Raw genomic sequence first — 22708 nt, 5'->3', positions numbered from 1 at the left:
GGCAGAAAGTCATGGCTCTTTGCTGGATCCGAGCGCGGCGGAGACAGGGCGGCCTTCATGTACACTCTCATCGTCTCGGCAAAGATGAACGACATTGATCCACAGGCTTGGTTGGCTGATGTTCTCGCCCGGCTGCCGGACTTGCCCGTCTCGCGTCTCCCAGAATTGCTGCCGTGGCATTGGAAGAAACAACAGGATGCCGTCAACGCTGCCTGACCGTGGCCTACGCCGGATGCATACGGACGACCGGTGACATCATCGGTCTGATGCACTCAGATGATTTCTTTGCAGCCCCGCATACACTTTCACGCGTGGCGAAGCTGATGGAAAACCTCAACATTGACGGAGTTTACGGTGATTTGGACTATGTGTCCGAGAATGACACTTCTCATATCGTTCGAAAGTGGCACTCTGGCCCATACAGCCGCAAAAAACTGAAGCAGGGTTGGATGCCACCGCATCCGACTCTCTATCTTCGTCGAGAAATCTTTGACGAATGGGGGCTTTACGACACATCTTTCCAGATCGCAGCGGACTACGACGCTATGCTCCGCTATATCGTCAAGGGAGGGATCCGGCTCGCGTATCTCGATGAAGTGATGGTGAAGATGCGGGTGGGCGGCGAAAGCAACGCTTCGCTCAAGAAGATCATTAAGAAAAGTTCAGAGGACTACCGCGCTATCCGGCGCAATGGTGTTGGCGGGATCGGGACTTTGGCATTCAAAACCTGTCAAAAGTGACCCAATTCATCTGAGACATAGAGCGGCGACCCACCGATAGTTCTCGGTAGGCCGCTCTTTTTATTCGGGCGCTTCGACCAGGATTTTTACATGTGACTTTTCGGCGACAAGAGCCTCGAACCCCGCAGCCGAAATGTCATCAAGTGCAATTCGTTTGGTCACCAGTTTCTCCGCGCTGAAGTAACCTTGGGTCATTAGAGCCATCACCGCGGGATAGACGTTGCGGTAGGCGATGGTGCCTTGCAGCTGGCGTTCCTTCAATACCGCGGTGTTGGGCTGGAAAGAAGCGTCCCCTTCCCAAATCGACACGATCAGGGTCTGACCTTCGTGACGCGTGGAGTCGATGCATTGGGGCAGAACAGCGGGGACGCCAGTAACTTCGAATGCCACATGCACACCGCCCGTCTCCGCTCGGATCGTTTCCACTGCATCTTCAGATGTAGGATCGATTGCCGATGTTGCCCCAAGGTCGAGTGCCTTTTGACGGCGCACTTCGGAGGGTTCAACAACATGAATCTCTGACGCGCCAGCGACACGCAGGGACTCGACCACCAGCAAACCAATCGGGCCTGCACCGAACACCGCTGCTTTATCGCCTGCCTTTATCTTGGAGAGGCGCACCGCGTGAAGGGCCACTGCCGCGGGTTCCACCAAAGCCCCCTGCTCCATCGACAAGTCATCAGGCATTTTGTGCACCATGCGTGCAGGGACAACCGAGTATGCCGCAAAGCCGCCGTGGCCGCCGGACAGACCAACGAACCCGAGACTGTCACAGAGGTTATACTTCCCCTCTAGACACGCCGGACACTCACCGCATGCAAAGATCGGCTCGATGGCCACGCGGTCACCCACTGCAATATCCGAGACGCCTTCGCCCAATTCCGTCACTGTCCCGCAGTACTCATGGCCCATGGTTATCGGGGCTTTGTCATGGCTCAGCGGGTGTTCCTCGTCCACGGGGACAAAGATCGGACCGGCCAGGTATTCATGCAAGTCGCTACCGCAAATACCTGTCCATGCAACTTTGACTTTCACCTCACCTGCGGCGGGGCTGGGTTCGGAAATGTCTTCGACGCGGATATCTTTCACGCCATGCCAACGGGCTGCTTTCATCATATTTTCCAATGTTCACTAGAGTAAATAATTCCCTCGGCGCAGGAGAGGCGCCGAGGGGACCGTCAGTGCATCACGACAGGTGATGCACCTCTTGGAGGCCGTAGACAGGGGTTTCGAGACCCTCCATCCGCGCTTTCAACTGCAGCGCCAGATACAGCGAATAGTGCCGGGACTGATGCAGGTTACCGCCGTGGAACCACAGGTGCTCTTGCTGAGTCGGCTTCCACATATTGCGCTGCTCGCCTTCCCAAGGGCCGGGGTCTTTGGTGGTATCCGATCCCAGTCCCCAGACCTTGCCCACTTTGTCCGCAACCTCTTGGCTGATCAGATCGGCGGCCCAACCGTTCATAGAACCAAAGCCCGTCGCCATCACCACAAGGTCCGCTTCGAGCCGCGTGCCATCGGCCAGAACCACTGCGTCCTCTTCAAAGTGATCGACCTGCCCTTTGACGAGCTTCACCTCGCCATCAATGATCAGCTGGCTGGCGCCCACGTCGATGTAGTACCCGGACCCGCGGCGCAGGTACTTCATGAACAGACCCGAGCCATCGTCGCCCCAGTCCAGCTCAAAGCCCGCTTTTTCGAGACCCGCATAGAACTCGGCATCCCGCTCGCGCATCTGGTCATAGAGCGGGATCTGGAACTCGTGCATGATCTTGTAGGGTAAGGACGCAAAGACCATGTCGGCCTTCTCGGTGGTCATCCCGCTGGCCACGGCCTCTTCGGAATAGAGCGCGCCAAGACCGATATCCATCAGGCTGTCCGACCGCACAATATGGGTCGAGGACCGTTGGACCATGGTCACGTCAGCATCCGCTTCCCATAGCGCGGCGCAGATGTCGTGGGCCGAGTTGTTGGAGCCGACCACGACGACCTTCTTACCCGTCCACTCATCGGGGCCTTTGTGCTGGGACGAATGCTGGATCGTGCCCTTGAAGGTATCCATTCCGGGGAAATTTGGAATGTTCGGCTTGCCCGACATGCCTGTTGCCATGACCAGTTGGGTCGGCTCCAGCACCACCTTTTCGCCGTCGCGGTTAACCTCGACCTTCCACTTGCCGGTCGCCTCGTCATAGGTCGCCTTCTCGACCTCGGAGCGGGTCCAGTAGTTGATCTCCATGACCTTGGTGTACATTTCCAGCCAGTCGCCAACCTTGTCCTTTGGGGTGAACACGGGCCAGTTGTCGGGGAATTTGATGTAGGGCAGATGGTCGTACCAGATCGGGTCGTGCAGACACAGGGACTTGTACCGGCTGCGCCACTGGTCCCCGGGGCGGTCATGTTTATCCAGCACAATCGTCGGCACGCCCAACTGTTTCAGACGCGCCCCAAGGGCAATGCCCCCCTGCCCGCCGCCAACGATCACCGTGTAGGGCTGAGTGTCATACCCAAGCGACGCCTCTTCCGCTTGCTTGCGTTCCAGCCAGCTACTGCGGTTTTTCTGCGCGCCATGTTCGGCACCCATGGGGCGGCGTTTCCCGCGATTTTCCTCGTAGCCCTTCAGCTCTTGCAGCGCGGTTAGCAAGGTCCAGATGCGGTCGTCTTTCAAACGCATCAGCCCCCATCCGCGGCCTGTCTTGGTCTCGAACGTCACCCAAGCCGTTGTGACACCGCCCTCCTCTGCGGGCATCTCTCCGGCTTGTAGTTCGAAGTTCGACGGCTGGGTATGTTCCAACTGCGCAGTTAACATGTCGGCCACGCCTTCGGGGCCTTCGACAGTCTTCAGGTTCCATGTCACCGCAACCAGATCACGCCAGTAGCTGTCGGTGGCGAACAGGTCTTTGACCGCGCCTATATCACCTGCGGCTAGCGCGGCGTTCAGGCTGTCCAGCACGGTTTGCGTTCGGGTTGTCACTGTTGAATCAAGCATCGCATCTCCTCCTACGCGTGTCCTTGGAGAAGAGCTTGGATGCCCGTTGGACCAACAATCTATGGGTTTTGGGGCGATCTACGACCAGAAAAAAGGTTCTGCAGCGCGGCATGTTGCGCGCGCAACACCGCGCAACAGATCAGGTGGGCGGCTGCAACCCCGCTTTGCGCAGACGCCGCAGTACAGTCGAGCGGTTCACGCCCAATCGGCGCGCAGCGCGGGACATATTCCACTCGCAGGCATCCATGATTTGCTCCAGCGACTCCTCGGGTTCTGCGCTGCGCTCCTCGACAGGGGCGGGCAAGTCGGTCAGGTCGATCACATTGCCCTCGGCCATCGCCAAGGCCACATCAAGCACCTGCTCTAGTTCCCGCAGATTGCCTGACCATGAGCGCCCTAACAAATCCGCCCGCGCCGAAGGCGACAGCCGTACCTCCTCGGCCGTGCGTCTGCGAAGGATCCGCTCGACCAACCAGCCAAGGTCTTGGCGCTGCCGCAAAGGCGGAATGGCCAAAACGCTTCCCGTCAACCGATGAAACAGCGGGCGTGGCAGATCAAGCTCAGCAACAGGCAAACAACTGGTCACCAAGGGTCGCAAATCTGGTGCCGAGTCCAGCAAAGCGGTCAATGGCGCGGCACAGGCTTCTGGCAATTCCTCGATCCTGCGCAGCAGCAGCGAGGTCGCCCCGCATATCTGTTTTTGTAGATGGATCAGCCCGTCCGGTGTGATCATCGAACACTCCAAACTGACAAAGCCGTTGGCCCCGCTCGCCATATGCAGCGCCCGCGCCAGCTTGGTCTTCCCCGTTCCCGTCTCGCCTGTGATCATCACAGGAACACTGGTGCGGGCGATCTTCTCGGCCTGCTGCAAAAGCCGCGTCATTACCGGATCGCCGCCAGACAAACCCGCGACTGCCCCACTTTGGCGTGCGGGCCGCGCTGTCCGCGTGGTTTGCGGGGCAATAGCGTGTCCGAACAGCGCACCGCCATCCCGCATCTCAACAATTCGCTCTTCGGTCGGACGGTCGCGCATCAGATCGGGCAGATCATCGACGGACAAACCCAAAGCCTCTTCAATCCGCTGCCCAATGATCGCCGCGCCATCGGGAAACAGCGGGCGCGCCCCGCGGGTGTAGCCAATAACCCGCCCTGACCCATCGAGCCGCACCGCCGCCTCTGGGTCCACATCCAGAAACTCTGGGCTAGAAGACAACCGGAGCACCCAGTCCCGACGGCTCTCTGCCATAAGGTTCGCCATTTCCACCCGCCGCGCGGCGGACGTCACAAGATTCATAGCCAAGTTCTGGCTGCTCTTTGGCGTCGGGGACCGCAGCAGCGAAATATCCAGCACTGCTGCCAACTGCCCCAAGCTGTCAAAGATCGGCGCCGCCGTGCAGGACAGCCGAGTATGAGCATTCCCGAAGTGGTCATCCTGATGGACTGTCACAGGCTCCTCGGTCACGATGCAGGCCCCTACCCCGCAAGTGCCCGCCAGATCTTCTGACCAGTTCGACCCCAGATAAAGCCCCGCACTGCGCAGATCATCTACGAAAAGATCATCGCCAAAGAAGTCGACACAGACCCCTTTGGCATCGGTCAGCAACAGCACGTAGTTCTGCCCCGCAACCTGCCGGAACAGGCTTTGCAACCCAGAGCGCGCCGCGCCGATCAGCCATTCAGCTTGCTTGCGATGCTCGCGCAACTCCATCTCGGTAACAATATGCGCAGGATCGGTCCGCGTCGGGTCCATGCCATATAGCTCAACACACCGTCGCCACGACGCCGAAACAAAGCTATCCCGCCCCGTCGCGCCGCCTCCGAGGACTTGCTCGATTTCCTGAACGTGCCGCACATCTCCCATCGCGTTCTCCTCCCCGCGCGACAGCATAGGCGAGAACTGCAGAGAATCCGTCTCCAACTTTCGTTCTAAGCGAAGGCCTGCCAATCGCTCTCGCTCTGGAGTCGTCAGCCAAGCCCACGCTGCACTGGACGCCAAACTACCCAAAGATTAAGGCTGCGTGACGCAATGCTATCTTTGATTGCACGCCCCGACCTGCGATGAAGTTTCCAACAAGCGAGCCAGAATGTACTACTTTACCACCTTCGACGTCACTACTGGAGCTTGGGATACCGACGGATCGCTTGTTCAAAAGTCATACGATCACCTCACAATCTATTCGCAAATCTACTGGGGACAGCTCGATCTTCAGCGCGAAAGTAACAGCGCCTCTCTGGATGTCGGGTTTCTGAATACATGGGGCAGCGGCGCAACCTATTCGAGTGTCTCTTCAAACTTTCTGAGCGAGAGCCTGAATCTTGGCGGCGACTCTGCGGCGGATGGTTCACCGGGCGCATTGCAAATCACCTTAAAGGGTGAATTTTACCTTGCCGAAGTGACAGACGGCGGTGCCCCCGACGACCGCTTCCGCACACAGGTACTGGAGTTCGAATACACTCCAGTCGTCAGCGATGGCTACCGGCACACTTTGCTTCTGGAGATTGAAGGCGATGAACTGTCCATGTACGAAAATTACGTATCTGAAGTCGGGCCTGCCACAATCCCCAGCTCGGGTCTGAGCTACGATACATGGGAGATGCTTCGATATTATGAGGAAGGCGGAATCAGCGAACCAGACGCGCCGGGAATTAATTGGCGCGGTGATAGCGGAATGGACTTCGTCAGCGGTCAAGACGAAAGCGACACGTTGCACGGTGCTGGTGGCAATGATTGGCTGAATGGCGGCGGGGGTCACGACCTATTAATCGGTGGGACAGGAGACGACACCCTTTTCGGAGATAACGGCAACGATACGCTGCGCGGGTCCGGAGGATCGGATTGGCTCGTAGGCTCCACCGGTGATGACAAACTCCTTGGTGGAGGCGGTGCTGACCGCATCGACGGCTGGCAGGGAAGAGACCTTATCCAAGGCGGGGCTGGTTCCGACGAAATCGACAGCGGCGGCGCGCGTGACAAAGTCCGCGGAAATGGTGGCCGCGACACGATCAAGCTCGGCACAGGTAGTGACAAGGCTTATGGCGGCAAAGGCGATGACAACATCTTTGGCGAGCAAGGCAATGATTTGCTTCTTGGCCAAGCGGGACGCGACACGCTGCATGGCGGCGCTGGAAACGACAGCCTCTATGGTGGTTCTGGCGGGGATACCTTTATCTACAGCCAAGGCTCAGACATCATTTACGACGCTGAAGTGACTGACCTGCTCATCATTGAGTTCGACGGTCTAACCAACGACGACATCCGTTCTGATCTGGACAGCTATGCCACCGAGTTTGAATCAGGCGTACTTCTATCTTTCTCGGATAGTGACACCTTAGAAATTCGCGATACGACAATGTTCGCGCTGAACATGATGCTTGTTTAAGTAAGGCCTACCCTAAAAGGCTTGATTACGGATTTTCCAGAGTAAATAGTAATAGGATGATCGGCTCAGAGAGAAGATTAGGCACCTCGACTGACTAAAACCTTCGCAGCAAACTGTTCAGGCTTACGCAGATCCCTGAAATCCGTAGACAACTCCTAAAAGCGGGGCCGCACTCTTCATCCGGCCCCGCAAATAAACTGCGTTGGAAGGATTTTACCCCTTAGCGCCTTGTCCGCGAGCGTAGATATCTTCGTAGCGGATAATGTCATCTTCACCGAGGTAAGAGCCGGTCTGAACTTCGATCAGGACCATGGGGACTTTACCCGGGTTTTCCATCCGGTGGACGGCGCCGAGGGGGATGTAGACGGACTGGTTTTCCGTCACAAGCTGGACGGTCTCGTCGATGGTCACCTTCGCGGTGCCCTCGACCACGATCCAATGCTCAGAGCGGTGGTGGTGGGACTGCAGAGATAGCGCTGCGCCTGGATGGACGTGGATACGCTTTACTTGGAAGCGGCGTCCGACGACCAGGCTTTCGTACCACCCCCAAGGGCGGTAGTCGCGGGGCAGGGTTTCCGCTTGCGAGGCGCCTTTGGCTTTTAGCGCGGCGACAGCCTTCTTCACCTCTTGTGCCCGATCTTTGTGGGCGACGAGCACCGCGTCCGGCATCGCGACAGCGATGACGTCTTTCAGGCCGATCCCGACCAGCTCTTGGCTCTCGGTTTCAGCGCGAAGGAGTGTGTCATCACATTCGATGGCCGTGGCAGGACCGCTGGTGGCAACGCCGCTCTCGTCCAGATCGCTCTCGCGCCAAACCGCATCCCAGCCGCCCAAGTCAGACCAAACGCCGCCATAGGGCACGACCGACAGGTTCTCGGCCTTCTCGAGAACCGCGTAGTCGATCGAGATGTCCTCGAGTTGTGCCCAAGGCTCGGGGGCAAGACGGGTGAAGCCGAGGTCTTTTTCTGCCTCCTCCACAGCGCGCTGTGCATGGGCCAGCATGTCGGGGGCGTGTTTTTCAAAGGCTTCGATGATCGCTGTGGTCGAGAACATGAAGATGCCCGCGTTCCACAGGTGTTCGCCGCCATCAAACAGCTTCTGCGCAGTCTCAAGCGTGGGCTTTTCAACGAACCCTTTCAGCGCCTGAGGCACTGGTGCGAAGTCCACATCGGGCCGCTCTGACAGAGCGAGCCAGCCATATCCGGTTTCGGGACGATCAGGCTTGATGCCAAAGGTCACAAGATTGCCCGCTTCAGCAACAGGAGCCGCGGCGATGACAGCCTCGCGGAAGCGTTCCGCGTCGGGAATAACATGGTCCGACGGGGCGACAAGCATCAGCGCGCCACTCTCTTCGGCGTCCAGAACAAGCGCGGTGGCGAGGATCGCGGGCGCTGTATTGCGGCCCTCAGGCTCGATCAGCGTCGCAGCCGGTGCGATTTCAACCGCTGCGAGCTGCTCAAGGACGATAAAACGGAAGTCAGCGCCAGTGATGACCGTCGGTGCCTTGAAGGCCGCACCGGCAAAACGCTTGGCCGAGGCTTGGAACAAGCTCTCGTCACCGGTCAGCCGGGCAAATTGCTTGGGATAGGATTTGCGGCTCAGCGGCCAAAGGCGCGTGCCGGAGCCGCCACAAAGAAGAACGGGGTAAATGGATTTATTCAAAGTCATTACTCTAGGCTTGTGAGATCAGCGACGGAAATTGTCTTGGTTCTCAAGGAACCACTGATAGGTTTCGGCGACACCCTCTTCGAGGCCGACGCGCGCTTTCCAGCCCATCTTCTCGAGGCGGCTGACATCCATGAGCTTCTTCATAGTGCCGTCGGGCTTGGATGGGTCGTTAGAGATTTTGCCCTCGTAGCCCGTGACTTTTGCAACCAGCTTCGCAAGGTCAAGGATGGTGATATCGGTCCCGGTGCCCACGTTGATATGCGAGAGCATTGGCTCGGTATTTGCGTCGTAGATACCTTTGTCGAGATCAAGCACAAAGAGCGAGGCCTCGGCCATGTCATCCACATGCAGGAACTCGCGCATGGGCTTGCCCGACCCCCAGATCACAACCTCTTCGGTACCGTTTTGAGCAGCCTCGTGGAAACGGCGGATCAGCGCGGGTAACACATGCGAGTTTTCCGGATGGAAGTTGTCGCCTGGGCCATAGAGATTGGTCGGCATTACCGAACGGTAATCTACGCCGTACTGGCGGTTGTAGCTCTCGCAGAGCTTGATCCCCGCGATCTTGGCAATGGCATAAGGCTCGTTTGTCGGCTCGAGTGTGCCTGTCAGCAAAGCCGCCTCGGTCATCGGCTGCTCTGCATGCTTTGGATAGATGCAGCTAGAGCCAAGCTGAAGCAGCTTTTTGACACCCGCGGCAAAGGCTTGATGGATGACGTTACACTCCATCATCAGGTTCTGGTAAATGAACTCGGCCGGGTAGGTGTTGTTCGCGTGAATGCCGCCCACCTTGGCCGCCGCCAGGATGACCACGTCGGGTTTTTCTGCTTGCATGAACTCCGCAACAGCCGCCTGGCTTGTCAGGTCCAACTCGGCGTGGGTGCGCGTGATCAGCGTAATGTCTTCGCCCGTGTCTTTGCGGGCCTGCAGGTTCCGGAGGATCGCGCCTCCGACCATTCCGCGGTGTCCCGCTACAAAAATCTTTTGCACGATGAAGTCCCGTTCTTTGAAAAGGTAGTAAAAAAGCCCGCCAGAATACGGCGGGCTACAAACGTTAGTTCTCGATCGAAACGGGCAGGCTGTAGCCGTGCTCTTTCAAGAGCGCGTGACGGCGCGCGTTCTTCAGATCCTCGGCCACCATCTCGGCACACATTTCCTGCGCCGTAATTTCGGGCACCCAGCCAAGTTTATCTTTTGCCTTCGTAGGATCACCCAACAGCGTTTCCACTTCCGCCGGCCGGAAGTAACGCGGGTCAATCCGCATAATGACATCGCCAACTTTAAGGGCCGGTGCCATGTCCCCTTCGATGGCTGTAATGGTTGCAATCTCATCTACACCTTCACCGGTAAACTCCAAGGAGATTCCAAGCTCTTTGGCAGTCCACGTGATGAATTCACGCACAGAGTACTGGACGCCTGTCGCAATGACAAAATCATCCGCTACGTCTTGTTGCAGCATCATCCACTGCATACGCACATAATCTTTGGCATGGCCCCAGTCACGAAGGCTGTCGATGTTGCCCATGTAAAGGCACGGCTCGAGGCCCTGTGCGATATTGGCCAAACCACGGGTGATCTTGCGCGTCACGAAGGTCTCACCGCGGCGGGGGCTTTCGTGGTTAAACAGGATGCCGTTGCAAGCATACATCCCATAGGCTTCGCGGTAGTTCACGGTGATCCAATAGGCGTACATCTTCGCGACAGCATAAGGCGACCGCGGGTGGAACGGTGTGGTCTCTTTCTGCGGGATTTCCTGAACCAAGCCGTACAGTTCGGACGTCGACGCCTGATAAAAACGTGTAGTCTTCTCCATGCCCAAGAAACGGATCGCCTCGAGCAGGCGCAGCGTCCCGGTGGCATCGACATCAGCAGTGTATTCAGGCGCTTCAAAGCTCACCGCGACGTGGGACTGAGCACCGAGGTTATAAACCTCATCCGGCTGAACTTCCTGAAGAATACGGGTCAAGTTCGACGTGTCCGTCAGATCACCATAGTGCAGCTTGAATTGCGCATTGGTGACATGAGGATCTTGGTAAATCTGGTCGATGCGCTGAGTATTGAAAAGCGAGGCACGGCGCTTAATGCCGTGTACTTCGTACCCCTTCTCAAGAAGGAATTCCGCCAAATAGGAGCCGTCTTGACCGGTCACACCAGTGATCAAAGCCTTTTTCATATGTGTATTAAGAGGTGGTCCCAGTTTTTCGACCAGTTTGCCGCTTGGCTAAGCTACAGCTTTGGTTTCACATTATGCGGCGATCTTTAGGTTCGGGGGTCGAATACCATAGGCCTCGTCCGGCGTCAGCAGCCCATGCGATGAGTGCGGGCGTCTTTCGTTGTAATAGCTGATCCACGCGCCGATCCCCTTTCGCGCCTCGGACCCGGTCTCGAAGGCGTTCAGGTAGACGCATTCGTATTTGAGTGACCGCCACAGACGCTCGATCATCCGGTTGTCGATCCAGCGGCCACGCCCGTCCATGGAGATTTTCACCTTCGCGTCGTTCAGCACGTTGGTGAAGTCGGTACTGGTGAATTGAGATCCTTGATCGGAGTTGAATATTTCGGGCGCGCCGTATTTCGCCAGCGCCTCCTTCAATGCCTCGACGCAGAATCCCGCGTCCATGGAATTAGACAACCGCCAGCTCAGCACCTTTCGGCTGTGCCAGTCCATAACCGCCACAAGGTACAGGAAGCCACGACGCATCGGAATGTAGCTGATGTCCGTACACCAGACCTGGTTCGGCCGGGTGATGGACAAGTTCCTGAGAAGATACGGATATATCTTGTGCTCAGGGTGTTTCCTGCTGGTCTTCGGCTCCTGATAGATCGGCACCAGCCGCATGAGCTTCATCAGCCGCCTGACGCGATGCCGACCGCATTTGCGCCCTTCTCTCTGCATGTGGCGGGCCATCTGGCGCGAGCCGTACCATGGGGTTTCCATAAACTGGCGATCAATGATTCCCATGAAGGCGAGGTTCTCCGCGCTTTCGCCGCGCGGCTGGTAGTAGAGGCTTGATCGGGCTAGGGACAGCAGGCTGCACTGCCGCCGGACGCTGAGGCCGGGATGATCCTTGTTCACCGCTTTCTGCCTCCAGTGCCGGGGATGCGACTGGAGGCTTCGGACAAAAAATCCCGCTCAATCACAAGCTGGCCGATCTTCGCATGCAGCTTCTCAACATCCGCGACCGAAATCGTCGGCTCGGCAGCCGCCTTCGTGTTGAAGGCCAATACCATGTTCTCGATCGCCGCCCGCTTCCAGCCGCTGATCATGGTGGGATGGATATCGTACTTCTTGGCCAGTTCGGCCGTCGTCAGTTCCTCGCGGATGGCCTCAAGGGCCACCTTGGCTTTGAACTCCGCAGAATAGCGTTTCCGTTTCGTCATCTCAGGTCAGTCTCGTTCAGGAGCTGCAGCTTAACTCCTGGTCCGAATTCCCGCGACCACCTCTTTATCCGCACGCGATTTAATAATTTAGTAAGTCTAACGCTACCTCACGAGAAGGGAGCAAGCCAGAGATGGGGTTGCCCCATTGTGGGGCGCACTTCTTTTCGAAAAATCACAGTGTTTCTGCGAGAGTGATATAATTCTGTGAGAGTATTCAGCCCTAACTATATAAATTTTATGACGAAACGCTGAACCACGACGCAGCCAACGATCTCCTTCATGTTCTCATCAAAAGACTTGTTCATGTTTAAACAGGACTCCAAACAGAGCAGATCGCACAAAGCAATGGAGAGTTTCATGACCAATCGAGGTATCATAAGGATGTCTACTGTGTGCTGTCTTGGCTTTCAACCCGATGTTCCATCCGTTGTGTGAACACAGCTTAAGAGGAACGCGAGTGATGCCAGTTTGAGCGATTTGAACTGCAGAACTCTGATTTCGCCAATATCGAGAACACCAATTTCCAAGGCTAGCAAGGTCGCGCCTTTTGCGAAAGATCAGGAACCTTGTTTACGAAGGAAGTTGTTCTACCAAGTAGTTTTGGTCATCACTGCGACGGGCCAACTGGCTTTGTGGCGCCCTCGAAATATTCTTAAAGGATTACATGCGTCGAACTTTGGCGCCCCAGAAAGCGGCTAGCGAGTCTCATCGTCTCGCCAGCCCGCAAATGCTCCCGAAACCCGTCCCATCTCCCCCGAGCCAGTCCGATTTCGAGGACTATATTCACCGTAAGGCATTCCTCGCGCAAATCAGTAATACGATCTAGACCATTTGAAAAATTTTTATCCGTGCGGGTCAAGATTCAAAAAAGTCCACGTTGTGAGTCACGATTGAGCTGGCCTGATAGCAGTTGCGGCAAGCCGCATTTTGTGATGCCAGAAGCTTCATAATTTTTTCGCGTTGCGCTGTCTGATTGCCGACAAATCAGGCTTGTTCAGCATAATTTTCTCGGTAGAGGTCAACGCATCCAACTCAGTCTGTGCGATTGCGCTGTCACTCAGACTGCGTAGAGATAACCATGCCAGTTCTCGGAAAATTGGTCACATCCGGGTTAATCTGTTAAACGCCGCGCCATTACTCTTCTGCGTAAGCCTCACGGCGAAGATCTTTCACTTTGGTGGATGTCGCCGCACGCGCAGTATCACCGCCGAGGCGCTTCTTGCCAGCTTCGAGGAACTCCTTGGACCAACTGTAGTAAAGGCTCTGCGCAATGCCCTCATGGCGACACAGCTCAGAAATGCTGTCCTCGCCTTTAAGGCCGTCTAGTATAATCCTGATCTTGTCTTCTGAGGTGTGTTGCTTGCGGGTCGCGCGACGGATGTCCTTGACAATCTTCTCGTCGGGGGCACTTCTTGGTTTTGAGTTCCTGTCTCATCTCCACTCTTTGGTGGTTACGATGTGCCAGAAACCCTCTATTATCAAATGCACCTCCAACTGTCCCATGCGCGCTGACATCAGACAGCCGTTCCCTCTGCTTTCGTGGATTCAGTACAGGCGATCTTGGTTCATTGCGAGACTGTCTGAAGAAGTTGGCAAATACCCTACCTCGATTCATGCCCCTCTACAGTGATGATTCTCACTGCGGGTCTGAGCCAGTGACACAGCTCTCATCCGCCATGTTAATCGAATACACAGCTCGAAGGTAATCCTTCGAAGTATGTCGTAAAAAAACGCGCGGCAAAGTGTAGTTAGGAACGGCCAAATACCCGGAAACGTAAGGCAAAACATATATCGTCTGTCGTATATTTTAATGAAGTGAAATGTGTTTTTATTAAGAAATAAGTCGTCTAGCTATTAAGGACACATCATAGAATGTGCCGTGCTTTCTTTGCCAATAAGTCCCCAGACCTTTCCATTTCTTCCGCATCCGGCACTACGATCTGCAACGAAGCGCTCAGTCTGCTCAACGATGTAGAGGCCACACTAGCCCCCACAGCTTTGAATGTGTCGATCGAAGGTCTTAAAGGCGCCATTTCACATGAGACAGATGCATTTGAGGACGTCGCGGTGGACCTAACCGCCGAAATGACTGATGGCGCCAATGATGTGAACGATCAGGCGACCGAAATCGCAGTCGCGATCCCTGATATTCTAGCAAACGCCAACGCTGAGCTTGAGGTCTATTCCGAAGTGACCTTCGAAGGTGTGGGAGATGGCCTTGGTGTCACCCTGGACGCTAGCATTGAGCCCGCTACCGAACTCGACAGCAGTCTGACTATCCCGTTCGAAGATGCCGGTGCCGCTGGCCAAGGGATCATTGCGGGCGGCGGAGAAGTAATTTCTGACGTTGAGCTGCCCCCTGATACTGCTGGTGATGGCAGCAACAACGGCATGAGCGAGACCGCAGCTGATGTTCGCGCCACGATCGATATAGATATCGGTGGTGCCGAGGACGGGATCGACCTTTCACTTGAAGTTTCGGGCGATGCAGAAAACGCTGTAGAGGTTGCGCTTGACGATATCGAATACGCGATTTTGGAATTTCAGGCTACCATCGAGGGCAGCGAATTGGTGACGACAACGACCGAGGTTGCGACTGATCTTCAGATCGCTCTCGAGGGTACCGGGTCCGGTCCTGTTGCCGACTTGGGTGCCAACCTATTTGGGGAAGCGGACGGCATTCTCCCAAAAGTTGTTGCTGAAGCTGGCGGAGTATCTGTCGCACTGCTTGGCGATGAGATGTCCAAAAAAACGACCTCCCGATCATGCTGCACCTACAGAAGAACGATGATGTCTTGAGTGACGACGCCATTGAGGACGAAGTCATCTTAGAGCGCCATCTATTCTAATCCAAATCCAGTGGCCCGCCGCGGCGCGGGCCACTTCCCCGTTTATAAAGTTCCAAAGATGCTTAGTCACCCCACCACCCTTGCCCTTCTCGACAAAGACGATAATTGCGCCATCGTCCTATCCAGTGACGATAAAGACGCCGCTGCCGTGCTCGCAAAGATCGCGAAAATCGAAGACTTTTTGCGCAAGCTGAAAGAGCGGCATGCGCTGCGCTTCAATCCCCAAGATTTGATTTTTAGGTCTGTGCGCGAAGCCTTTGATATCATTGAACGCGAGATAGAAGCCACACCTCTAACTTCGATTGCGCAGGTGCCAACCTCTAATATTCTCAAAGCGACCACGCGAGTCAGGCAGATCTTTTTTCCTGATCAGTTGCGCGGCGCAGAGCTTTCGATGGTTTCCAACCTTCCCATGGACGACAGCCTTCAGCTGAGTTCGACAGACCTAAGGGATCTCGGATCAGGAACTTCGGCCCGCTCTTTGACTCAGCTCTTTTTTTCGGCAGCGGCTATCGTGATACGCCAGCAACCACGCAACGCCAAAGCCGATCAGGTTGTGCTCGCTTATCGTATTGTCTCAAATTATTGGCGACTGTGGGGGGACGATCTTTGCGCAGGCTGATCACACCCCTCAAATACGGTAACTCATCTTTGGCTCAGAGCTACGCTTCTCCAGCAACAATGTCATCAAGCGGTTCGACCACGGATACAAGTTTCGAACGGGAGAGGTGGCCCTCATTTTCGACTAGTTCACCTCCGGGCTTAAGCTATTGCATTAGTTTCATTTCAGGCGGCGGCCTTCAGGTTCTGGATCCGGCTATAATATGCCTCGCCCGGCGTCAGCAGCCCGTGGGATGAGTGCGGGCGTTTTTCGTTGTAGTAGGCAATCCAGGCGCCGATCTCATCGCTGGCTTCAGAGCCTGTCTCGAAGGCGTTAAGATAGATACATTCGTATTTCGGGGATCTCCAAAAGCGCTCGATCATCCAATTATCGATCCAGCGCCCGAGGCTTTGCTGAGTGCGGTGAAGTCTTTGGAGATCCAGTCGTGACTACCGTTTTGCTGGATAGTCTCCTCCATCACGCTGTCGTCATGCACATCAAGGGAGCAAGCTACCGACTACGTGGTCATACCGATCTCACTACTGAACATGCGCGTGCAAATGCGCCCATTACGCCGCCGCCACCTTCAAAGCGCAGAGGGCGCCCACCTGAAATCAAAAATGGAGCTGCCAGTCTATAAATCCGCCAACAACCGGGATGCCAAACTGGGGAATTTTGACCTGCCATTGACACACGCCAGCGCCATGCTGACGCCCTTCATCGCCACCGCTTTCAAGGCCAACTCTCGGCATTGAGCTGGCCAAATCATTTTCTCTGAGCGCTTCTTTCAACAGATCATTCTGCATACTGAAATCACAATACATGCGCTTCAGGCGTCAGTTCTTCGCGGCCAATGGCTTCATCTCACTGATCAAGCTGTCCTCCATGCCGCCATACTTCGCGCGCCATTTTACAGCATGGCGCTGCTCATCGCATGCTCACGGCACAGCCCGGCAGCAGGACCGCCGCCTTCCATCTGGCGCAGCACACACATGATCTGCGCTTCTGTGAAACGTGTCTTCTTAAGCGGAATCTCCTGGTTCATCCTGCCGAGAAAATTCAACTCCCGCGTCCCCCTAAGATCGGGGAGAGTACCCTAGCAATAGGAGGTCGCGATGCCCTATCAGGGGTTTATTAACTAATGCCCGAACTGATCTCGAATCCGAACCAGAAAGCATGCTCGAAAATAAGCGGTGGATATGGAGCAACAGCCGATCACTTCGGTCAGCACGGAAACACATTATACTTTTCTTAGCAAGAGGCGCAGGGGAGATGGACCGAGTCTCAGTGTCAAGCTGACCTCCTGAAGAAAGCCCACCTCGGAGCTATAGGGGTATTTCTGTGTCGACGATCAAGCTCAAAACCCGGCAGAAACTCCACGATCTGTAGGAAACTGGCTAACACTATAATTTTACGAGAAACCTGTTCGTCTTCGTTATATTGCCAGAGTACACTAACTCAACAATTCTTGTAACCGCACCATAGAGAAGCGATCCAGCCTAGGATCCACAACCCCCTTGGCCCAGATCAGATCAGGATGCGTGAAGCCGGACGAATAGGGTCTGCTCGGCATATTCTCAATACTCGTGCCGGTGCGTGTGCAGAACTCCCAATCAATCAGATGACACTGTCCGGCAGCGACAATGACGTTGGACGGGCGCAAATCGCAAAAGGTGTATCCCGCCTCGTGAACAGGCGCGAGGCAAGCGCGGAGTCCGGCCTCGTCAAGCGTCTCGGCGACCAAAAGATGCCCCTCGATGTAAGGGACCAAAAAGGCCTGCTCTCCAATCCCAACTTCCCGATGTGCGATGTCTTGCAGACAGCGCGCTTCGTTGTGCAAATGGTCAATCCAGCCATCTGCCGCTAGCTTAAGGACGTGGGGCAGCCCTGAATACAAAACTTTCCAAGAGCGGCCACCGAGCCGCTCCTGCAACGCATCACGCCCCAACCCAAACTCTGCAAGCGCAGCGGTCAAACGGCCACTTACATCAGCATCAGCTTGTCGCGCACGGCCAACCATCCCGCAGGCTCCTTGACCATGTTGGCAATGTCATGCTGTCCGAAGATGCGGGTCATGCCACGTTTTGTGAACAGCTCGTACAGGATCGCGCTCGCGGGTCCCACGGCTTTGCCATTCGGAGCCACTAGGACGCGGCTGATTGTGACCTCTTGAAAGGCACGCCAGTGCAGCTCCATCGCGACGCGGCCCATTAGGCCACCGATGGTCACTTTGATCCCCGCTTTGGCCACAGCACTCGCGACACCCGTACCCAACCCGACGGCTCCAATCGGAATGGCCGCACCAGCCAAATCCACTGAACGCACAGCAATCTTCAGGCCCTTTGCGGTTTGGACCGCATCGACCCATCGGGTGATCGTTTCGCTTTGACGATAGCGGGCACCGGTTGCGCGGACCTTGCAAAGGTGGCCGATAGACGATCCGATCGCATTGCTCTCCTTGAGCACGCCGCCCACATCGACCTGTGTCGCAGTCGAGGCAATCTTGCTTGTGAACCCTGCAGCAGAGGAAAACAGCGACAGCCCTTTGCGGTAACCGAAATAACCCTTTGTCTTGGGAGAACCGCGGCCCGAGTGCCCGTTCATGATGAACTGCGGATTGGACGCGAGTTCCTCTTCTGGAGATTTCGCCTCTCGCGCCATCTCATACACCATCTGAAGATATGCCATGAGCGGCATAGCGGCATCTCCCGTCAGCGCTCCAGCCACTTGCCAGCTTACGGCTTCGAACGCTTCTGTGGCGTTTCCTTTGATATCACGATCATCATCCGGCATGTCCCGCACTCCCTATTGCGTGGGTTCGATGGCGTAGGTTTCGAAGAGACGCACTGGCAAACGGAAACGAGAGAAAAACCGCGGCGCAAAGGGCGTGCTGCGGGTGGCGACATCAAACTGCAACGCCATCAGGTTGCCGTTGATATCCAGAGTGGTTTCGGCGACCCCGGTCGAAGGGTCGATGCTACCTGCGCCGGCCTCGGCCAGACGGAACCAGGACCAAGTGCCCATGAACCGCTTTTCCAGCACAGGCCGCGAGCGCATGTAGACGCTGAGATCCAGATCGCTGTCGGTCATGCCAGCGAGCGGCCACGCCTGATCGCTCCAGGCCATAGGACCGTGGGCAAAGCGGTGCAGGGTTGCGCCAGACCTTAGGTTCATCTCGCTAAGGGCAGGATCCATGTAACTGACGCGGATCCGGAATTTCGCATAGGGCTTGCCGTCGACAAAGGCGGACTCGGTGATCTCTCGGGCATGCAGCAGCATCTTTTCAGTCTCAAAAGACAAACCAATGCTGTTCTGGGGCAAGAAGGTCGACCGCATCTGGAACATCCCTGGCTGCGCCTCGAACGCCGATAGGAATTGCGCCTTGAAGGCTTGGATCGCGCCTTCGGGGCCAAAGATCTCTGTGAACTCGGCAAGGGTGATTTCGCTGCTGCCCTGTTCATCGAATGGGAACATCGACGACAGAAGAGAGTCATAGGGATCATACACCCGCTGCTGCCATTGCCCGTCCACATAGCTCTGCACAAAGTTCATTGCGGCGCGGTCCAACGTGCCCGACAGGGCGACGCCAAAGCTTCGGACAATCGGCAATTCGCTGCGCTGCGCAAAGTTGTCGAGCACCGCGAGCGGGGTCGCGCTTTCGGATTTCACCAGTTGATCGAACAGGAACTTTCCCGTGCCCGTTCCGGCGGCGACGGCGGCATCCAGCCACGCGGCGACCTCGCGGGCATAGGCAAGCAGGATGTCGAACTGGGTCAACTGCTTGCCCGACATATCTTGCGTGATCAGATATTCCTGAAACGCCGCAGAAATGTTGCGCGCCGCGACCGCTTGCGGTGAATTTTGCAATTGCTCGAAGCGGGCCAGCACCATGGGGTCCACCTCGTCGCCATCTTTGGCGGGCGGCAGCGGCGGTGGAAAGGTGATCGCGACCTCGTTTTGAAGGGTCGTCACCAGTTTCTTCACGGGATTTTCGCTGGTATTCACCAGCGCCTTCATCAGGACCTGTGCCTCTTCCCAGTCACGAGCATCATGCAGTTTCAGCGCACCTAGGAAATCGGACCACCGGCCAATGTAATCGGCCATGTACAAATCGCCGACGCGCCGCAGCAGGTTGTCTATCTCGGTCTCTTCCATCTGCCCAACCAGCAGATCATAGTTCGAAATCATGTCCCGTAGGGCTGCGATCTCGCCGTTCCGGTACATCGCGTCGAACCCTTCGCGGGTAAAGGCACGCTGCACGAAATAAGTTGCAGGGTCCTCTGGCGGCTCGAACACTTCGGAAAACCGAGGCCCGAGGCTGGCGCGCAGATCGACACGGTCCGCAAATTCAGGCTCGCGCAGCAGCAGCTTGTAGAGCAGGTCTGCGGTGTTCTGCCCCGTCAGGGTTTTTGCGACGACGGTGTTCAGTTCCTCGTTGCGCGCGGGCGGCGGCTGGTTCAGCGCGAATAGGTCAGCCAGCAGGGCTTCTCTGGCTGTTGTATCCCTGGCCGAGACTTGCCCCTCTTCGGCAAGCGCGCGGCTAAAATAAGTTGTCAGACCTTCGGCGTTGCTGGCTTGATTGGTGTAAAATTCTGCCTCGTTCAGAGCCAAGGAGAATAGCGTCACCCCATCCCCGAGCGCGTTATAGGCGAACAGGTCCTTTTCCAGATAGTCGGCGAGCGCGAGTTGAAACGGGCCCGTCAACTCTTTCTCGTAAGCGCGCTGATAGAAGGACTCGAGCGACCCTTTTGGCAGCCACACGGGGATGGGCCGCTTGGGCAGGGCATCATATCCGTCAAACGACGACCGGATTTTGTAGAGCGCATTGATTTGCGTGTTCAGCCCGTCTGCCCCTTGGGCCGAGGTCGCCATCGCCTGAAAATAATCCTCGAACGCTTCTTCGACCTGCGTGTTCACCGCGCGGTAGTTGCGCATGTTGATCACCATCGCGGTCCCGAACAAGGCCACGATGGCGGTCAAGGCCACGGTCACCAGATTGCCCTTCAGATCCTGACGCCACAGCTGGCTGCGGTTCGGCTCGATTGCGAAAGCTTCGGTGCGGTAGGCTGCGGCCAGCGCGCCGCCGTGACGGGCACTGATGCTGCCCTCTGGCGCGGGCAAGGCGACGGGCATCTCGCCATCCTGAAAATACCGCTGCGCATAGAACCGCGTCAGGAAATCGGCGGGCTTGTCGCCCGACGACGTGCCCGCAAAGGCGATGCTGTGCAGGGCAAACGGGTCTTTTCTGGGGGGCAAGGGACGAATAAGCGGCTTGATCACCGCCTCGGTCTGCATTCCGATCGCCCGCAATTGCGAGGGCGCGTTGATCAAAGAGGCACAAAAATCCGGCGCAAGCTGCTTTTCCAAGGCGTCCAGCCGCAGGGTTTCAATCCGTTGGATCATCTGCGTGAACAGGGCATGGACTGGGTTGGGATGCTCCTCGCCGTCCTGAGGCAAGAATCCACCAAACACACGCTCTTCGCCGATACTCTCGGTCAGGATCGCGGCTCGAACCAAGTCCTCGTTCTGCTCAAGTCCGCGCAGCATCAGGTGTAGCGGTGGCGACACGGCCAGTTTCTCGGTCAGCCGGTTCAGGACCAGATTGATCACCCCAATCCGATCGCGATTGACCCCGTCTAGTGCAGGCAACTCGGACAAGTCCATGTCCAGAAAGATGGCGTTTAGCGGCATCGCAGGCCGGTGCTTCACCAACGCCGCTCCTAGTGCTGTGATCACGTCCGATGGCGCTTCTTCGCCGCCCGCCAACTCGAACCGGATAGCCAATGCAGTCGATGAAGCCCAAAGCGAAAGCCGCAGGCCATCCCGTATCAGCGGCTCGCCAAACGCGGTATAGCCCGTCTCGGTCAAACAGCTGGTGTCATCTGAAGCTGAGACCGGCAGAAACAAATTCACAGGCACGCGCGAGAGTTTGCTGTTAATGCGCGGCGCGGCGTCAAACAGGCTGCGGATCAACCGCTTCATATCGCGCTTGAGCGACTTTTCCGCCTCTCGCACCGGATCGTCGGGCCAGATGGATTTCCGGTAGACCACCACCAGAACCGACACGACCACCGACAGGATCACCAACACTGCGATCACCACCAAAAGCCAGATCCGCGCCTGAGCGAACTCGACCGCAAAGTAAGTCAGCACCGCGAACAACAGCGAGATCGTCGCAAGGAACGTGTACAGCCCCATCCGGAGGCGCATCGCTTTGCGGAAGACGGTATCAATCATTGCGCACCACCGTCGTCTTGGTATCGCTGGAATAGACGTAGACAGGAGTTGTCCCGCTGCCGGTTTCAGCGCGGAACCGGTCCAAAGTGCGCGCAGCCGTACGTTCTTCGGCAAAGCGGGCAGAGACCACGAAACCCACCATCAGCAGCACCGCCAAGCCTGCGAAATAGAGCTTACGGGCAAATGGCATCGCCTGACGCAAAGCGCGGGTCTTGCGAAGTTCGCGGCCAAATTGAGTTGGCGCGATCTCAATATCCGGATGGTCGATGACACGTTCCAGCCGGTGAATCAGGCGATCGCGTTCCTTTTCCTGACCGACAGTATAGCGGCCGCGATAGCCCAACTTCAGGAAGATGTAGATCAGGTGCAGAAACTCGTTCAGCGCCTTGGGCTGCATCAAGGCCCGTTCCGCGATGTTATAGAAACGATCTCCACCGTCGCGGAACCCGAAGAGGTCGGCGACCAGCGTCAGGTTCTCCCAACCGGATTCCTTGCCCCAATCGCTGGTCAGGATGAATTCGTCGATCACGATCGCAAAGATGAGGCACAAGTTTTCGGCCACCGATGGCGGGTAATCCAACTGCACGACGCGGTATTTCAGATCAATGATAGAGCGCGCGATTTCGGCCCGCACCAGATGCGGTTCGTGAATGTCCTGCATTCGCCGGACCGTGCCGCACAGACCGATCAACTCTGCCGAAACCTGCATCAAGCCGGTACCTGTCTCCTGCCCTGCGCGCAGCGTCCGCTCGATGCTTTGCAGCACCGACGGGCTGAGCGAGACCGGATAGCGCAGCGCCCCTGTCTCAGGGCCTGAGATCCCGTCGGCAGTCAGTGTCATCGTTGGGGCGTGCGTGTCGGCCATC

General features: G+C 56.6%; 17 protein-coding genes and 3 pseudogenes. 6 read left to right on the top strand and 14 right to left on the bottom strand.

Annotation, left to right across the window (positions count from 1 at the left end):
• On the top strand, positions 1 to 216 hold a 216-nt coding region (locus tag BM225_RS17465), incomplete at its 5' end, for a transposase domain-containing protein (protein ID WP_143095413.1).
• Positions 174 to 740 (top strand): glycosyltransferase family protein, encoded by a 567-nt coding sequence (locus BM225_RS17460; RefSeq protein ID WP_245780531.1) that lies wholly within the window; start codon positions 174 to 176, stop codon positions 738 to 740. The genes BM225_RS17465 and BM225_RS17460, both read left to right, overlap by 43 nt.
• Positions 741 to 800: 60 nt before the next feature.
• On the opposite strand, the gene BM225_RS17455 is transcribed toward BM225_RS17460, so the two are convergent.
• The 3 genes from BM225_RS17455 to BM225_RS17445 all read right to left on the bottom strand — a co-directional run bounded on the left by BM225_RS17455 (position 801) and on the right by BM225_RS17445 (position 5587).
• A complete protein-coding gene (locus BM225_RS17455; protein ID WP_092465110.1) occupies positions 801 to 1853 on the bottom strand; it encodes a 2,3-butanediol dehydrogenase in 1053 nt (350 codons plus the stop codon).
• 73 nt (positions 1854 to 1926) lie between these two features.
• Entirely contained in the window at positions 1927 to 3726 is a 1800-nt protein-coding gene (locus BM225_RS17450; RefSeq protein ID WP_092465106.1) for an NAD(P)/FAD-dependent oxidoreductase, read from the bottom strand.
• 139 nt (positions 3727 to 3865) lie between these two features.
• On the bottom strand, positions 3866 to 5587 hold the full coding sequence (locus BM225_RS17445) for a sigma-54-dependent Fis family transcriptional regulator (protein ID WP_177218652.1): 1722 nt from the start codon (positions 5585 to 5587) through the stop codon (positions 3866 to 3868).
• Between the two features lie 223 nt (positions 5588 to 5810).
• Between BM225_RS17445 and BM225_RS17440 the strand changes: the two genes are divergently transcribed.
• Entirely contained in the window at positions 5811 to 7106 is a 1296-nt protein-coding gene (locus tag BM225_RS17440; protein WP_092465104.1) for a calcium-binding protein, read from the top strand.
• A gap of 213 nt (positions 7107 to 7319) precedes the next feature.
• Here BM225_RS17440 and BM225_RS17435 read toward each other — a convergent pair whose 3' ends face one another.
• From BM225_RS17435 to BM225_RS17415, 5 genes and pseudogenes are all read right to left on the bottom strand, one after another.
• Positions 7320 to 8774, bottom strand: coding sequence for a mannose-1-phosphate guanylyltransferase/mannose-6-phosphate isomerase (locus tag BM225_RS17435; protein WP_092465103.1), 1455 nt, complete (start codon positions 8772 to 8774; stop codon positions 7320 to 7322).
• An 18-nt stretch (positions 8775 to 8792) separates the two neighbouring features.
• Positions 8793 to 9764: a GDP-L-fucose synthase gene (fcl, locus tag BM225_RS17430; RefSeq protein WP_092465102.1), complete on the bottom strand. Its 972-nt coding sequence runs from the start codon at positions 9762 to 9764 to the stop codon at positions 8793 to 8795.
• 64 nt (positions 9765 to 9828) lie between these two features.
• Positions 9829 to 10947, bottom strand: a complete 1119-nt coding sequence (gmd, locus tag BM225_RS17425; RefSeq protein WP_092465101.1) for a GDP-mannose 4,6-dehydratase — start codon at positions 10945 to 10947, stop codon at positions 9829 to 9831.
• A 72-nt stretch (positions 10948 to 11019) separates the two neighbouring features.
• Positions 11020 to 12155, bottom strand: a protein-coding gene (locus tag BM225_RS17420; protein ID WP_092465100.1) for an IS3 family transposase whose coding sequence is annotated in 2 segments (ribosomal slippage) — positions 11020 to 11888 and positions 11888 to 12155 — 1137 coding nt in all. Because the reading frame shifts where the segments join, the coding sequence is not laid out codon by codon here.
• 1143 nt (positions 12156 to 13298) lie between these two features.
• Positions 13299 to 13547 (bottom strand): annotated as a pseudogene (locus BM225_RS17415) (transposase); the annotation flags it as partial.
• A 480-nt stretch (positions 13548 to 14027) separates the two neighbouring features.
• Between BM225_RS17415 and BM225_RS17410 the strand changes: the two are divergent.
• Both BM225_RS17410 and BM225_RS17405 read left to right on the top strand, forming a co-directional pair.
• Positions 14028 to 14954, top strand: coding sequence for a hypothetical protein (locus tag BM225_RS17410; protein WP_092465099.1), 927 nt, complete (start codon positions 14028 to 14030; stop codon positions 14952 to 14954).
• Between the two features lie 108 nt (positions 14955 to 15062).
• Positions 15063 to 15626: a hypothetical protein gene (locus BM225_RS17405; protein WP_092465098.1), complete on the top strand. Its 564-nt coding sequence runs from the start codon at positions 15063 to 15065 to the stop codon at positions 15624 to 15626.
• A 200-nt stretch (positions 15627 to 15826) separates the two neighbouring features.
• Here the strand turns inward: BM225_RS17405 and BM225_RS17400 are convergent.
• Positions 15827 to 16009 (bottom strand): annotated as a pseudogene (locus BM225_RS17400) (integrase core domain-containing protein); the annotation flags it as partial.
• Between the two features lie 41 nt (positions 16010 to 16050).
• On the opposite strand from BM225_RS17400, the gene BM225_RS21970 reads away from it, so the two are divergent.
• Positions 16051 to 16245: an ATP-binding protein gene (locus BM225_RS21970; protein WP_276326966.1), complete on the top strand. Its 195-nt coding sequence runs from the start codon at positions 16051 to 16053 to the stop codon at positions 16243 to 16245.
• Between the two features lie 51 nt (positions 16246 to 16296).
• Here the strand turns inward: BM225_RS21970 and BM225_RS22210 are convergent.
• From BM225_RS22210 to BM225_RS17375, 5 genes and pseudogenes are all read right to left on the bottom strand, one after another.
• A pseudogene (locus tag BM225_RS22210) lies at positions 16297 to 16650 on the bottom strand (transposase); the annotation flags it as partial.
• Positions 16651 to 17058: 408 nt separating this feature from the next.
• The gene (locus BM225_RS17390) at positions 17059 to 17625 is read right to left on the bottom strand and encodes a BUD32 family EKC/KEOPS complex subunit (RefSeq protein WP_092465096.1); all 567 of its coding nucleotides are present in this window, start codon (positions 17623 to 17625) and stop codon (positions 17059 to 17061) included.
• Positions 17589 to 18398, bottom strand: a complete 810-nt coding sequence (locus tag BM225_RS17385; protein ID WP_092465095.1) for a hypothetical protein — start codon at positions 18396 to 18398, stop codon at positions 17589 to 17591. Before BM225_RS17385 ends, BM225_RS17390 begins: the two co-directional genes overlap by 37 nt.
• Positions 18399 to 18410: 12 nt before the next feature.
• On the bottom strand, positions 18411 to 21842 hold the full coding sequence (locus tag BM225_RS17380) for an ImcF-related family protein (RefSeq protein WP_092465094.1): 3432 nt from the start codon (positions 21840 to 21842) through the stop codon (positions 18411 to 18413).
• Complete coding sequence (locus BM225_RS17375; RefSeq protein WP_092465093.1) at positions 21835 to 22707, bottom strand: DotU family type IV/VI secretion system protein; 873 nt, start codon at positions 22705 to 22707, stop codon at positions 21835 to 21837. The genes BM225_RS17380 and BM225_RS17375 overlap by 8 nt, the downstream gene beginning before the upstream one ends.
• Between the last annotated feature and the right edge of the window lies 1 nt (position 22708).

This window comes from Donghicola eburneus (genome assembly GCF_900115865.1).
GTDB classification, from domain to species: domain Bacteria; phylum Pseudomonadota; class Alphaproteobacteria; order Rhodobacterales; family Rhodobacteraceae; genus Donghicola; species Donghicola eburneus.
The sequence above is the reverse complement of the archived record's forward strand: the minus strand, read 5'-3'. Positions and strand labels throughout refer to the sequence as shown.

Bases quoted from the DNA above. Each gene is read 5' to 3' on its own strand.
- BM225_RS17455 (WP_092465110.1), bottom strand. From the start codon at position 1,853: ATGAAAGCAGCCCGTTGGCATGGCGTGAAAGATATCCGCGTCGAAGAC.
- BM225_RS17450 (WP_092465106.1), bottom strand. From the start codon at position 3,726: ATGCTTGATTCAACAGTGACAACCCGAACGCAAACCGTGCTGGACAGC.
- BM225_RS17445 (WP_177218652.1), bottom strand. From the start codon at position 5,587: ATGGGAGATGTGCGGCACGTTCAGGAAATCGAGCAAGTCCTCGGAGGC.
- BM225_RS17440 (WP_092465104.1), top strand. From the start codon at position 5,811: ATGTACTACTTTACCACCTTCGACGTCACTACTGGAGCTTGGGATACC.
- BM225_RS17435 (WP_092465103.1), bottom strand. From the start codon at position 8,774: ATGACTTTGAATAAATCCATTTACCCCGTTCTTCTTTGTGGCGGCTCC.
- gmd (WP_092465101.1), bottom strand. From the start codon at position 10,947: ATGAAAAAGGCTTTGATCACTGGTGTGACCGGTCAAGACGGCTCCTAT.
- BM225_RS17410 (WP_092465099.1), top strand. From the start codon at position 14,028: ATGTGCCGTGCTTTCTTTGCCAATAAGTCCCCAGACCTTTCCATTTCT.
- BM225_RS17405 (WP_092465098.1), top strand. From the start codon at position 15,063: ATGCTTAGTCACCCCACCACCCTTGCCCTTCTCGACAAAGACGATAAT.
- BM225_RS17390 (WP_092465096.1), bottom strand. From the start codon at position 17,625: ATGGTTGGCCGTGCGCGACAAGCTGATGCTGATGTAAGTGGCCGTTTG.
- BM225_RS17385 (WP_092465095.1), bottom strand. From the start codon at position 18,398: ATGCCGGATGATGATCGTGATATCAAAGGAAACGCCACAGAAGCGTTC.
- BM225_RS17380 (WP_092465094.1), bottom strand. From the start codon at position 21,842: ATGATTGATACCGTCTTCCGCAAAGCGATGCGCCTCCGGATGGGGCTG.
- BM225_RS17375 (WP_092465093.1), bottom strand. From the start codon at position 22,707: ATGGCCGACACGCACGCCCCAACGATGACACTGACTGCCGACGGGATC.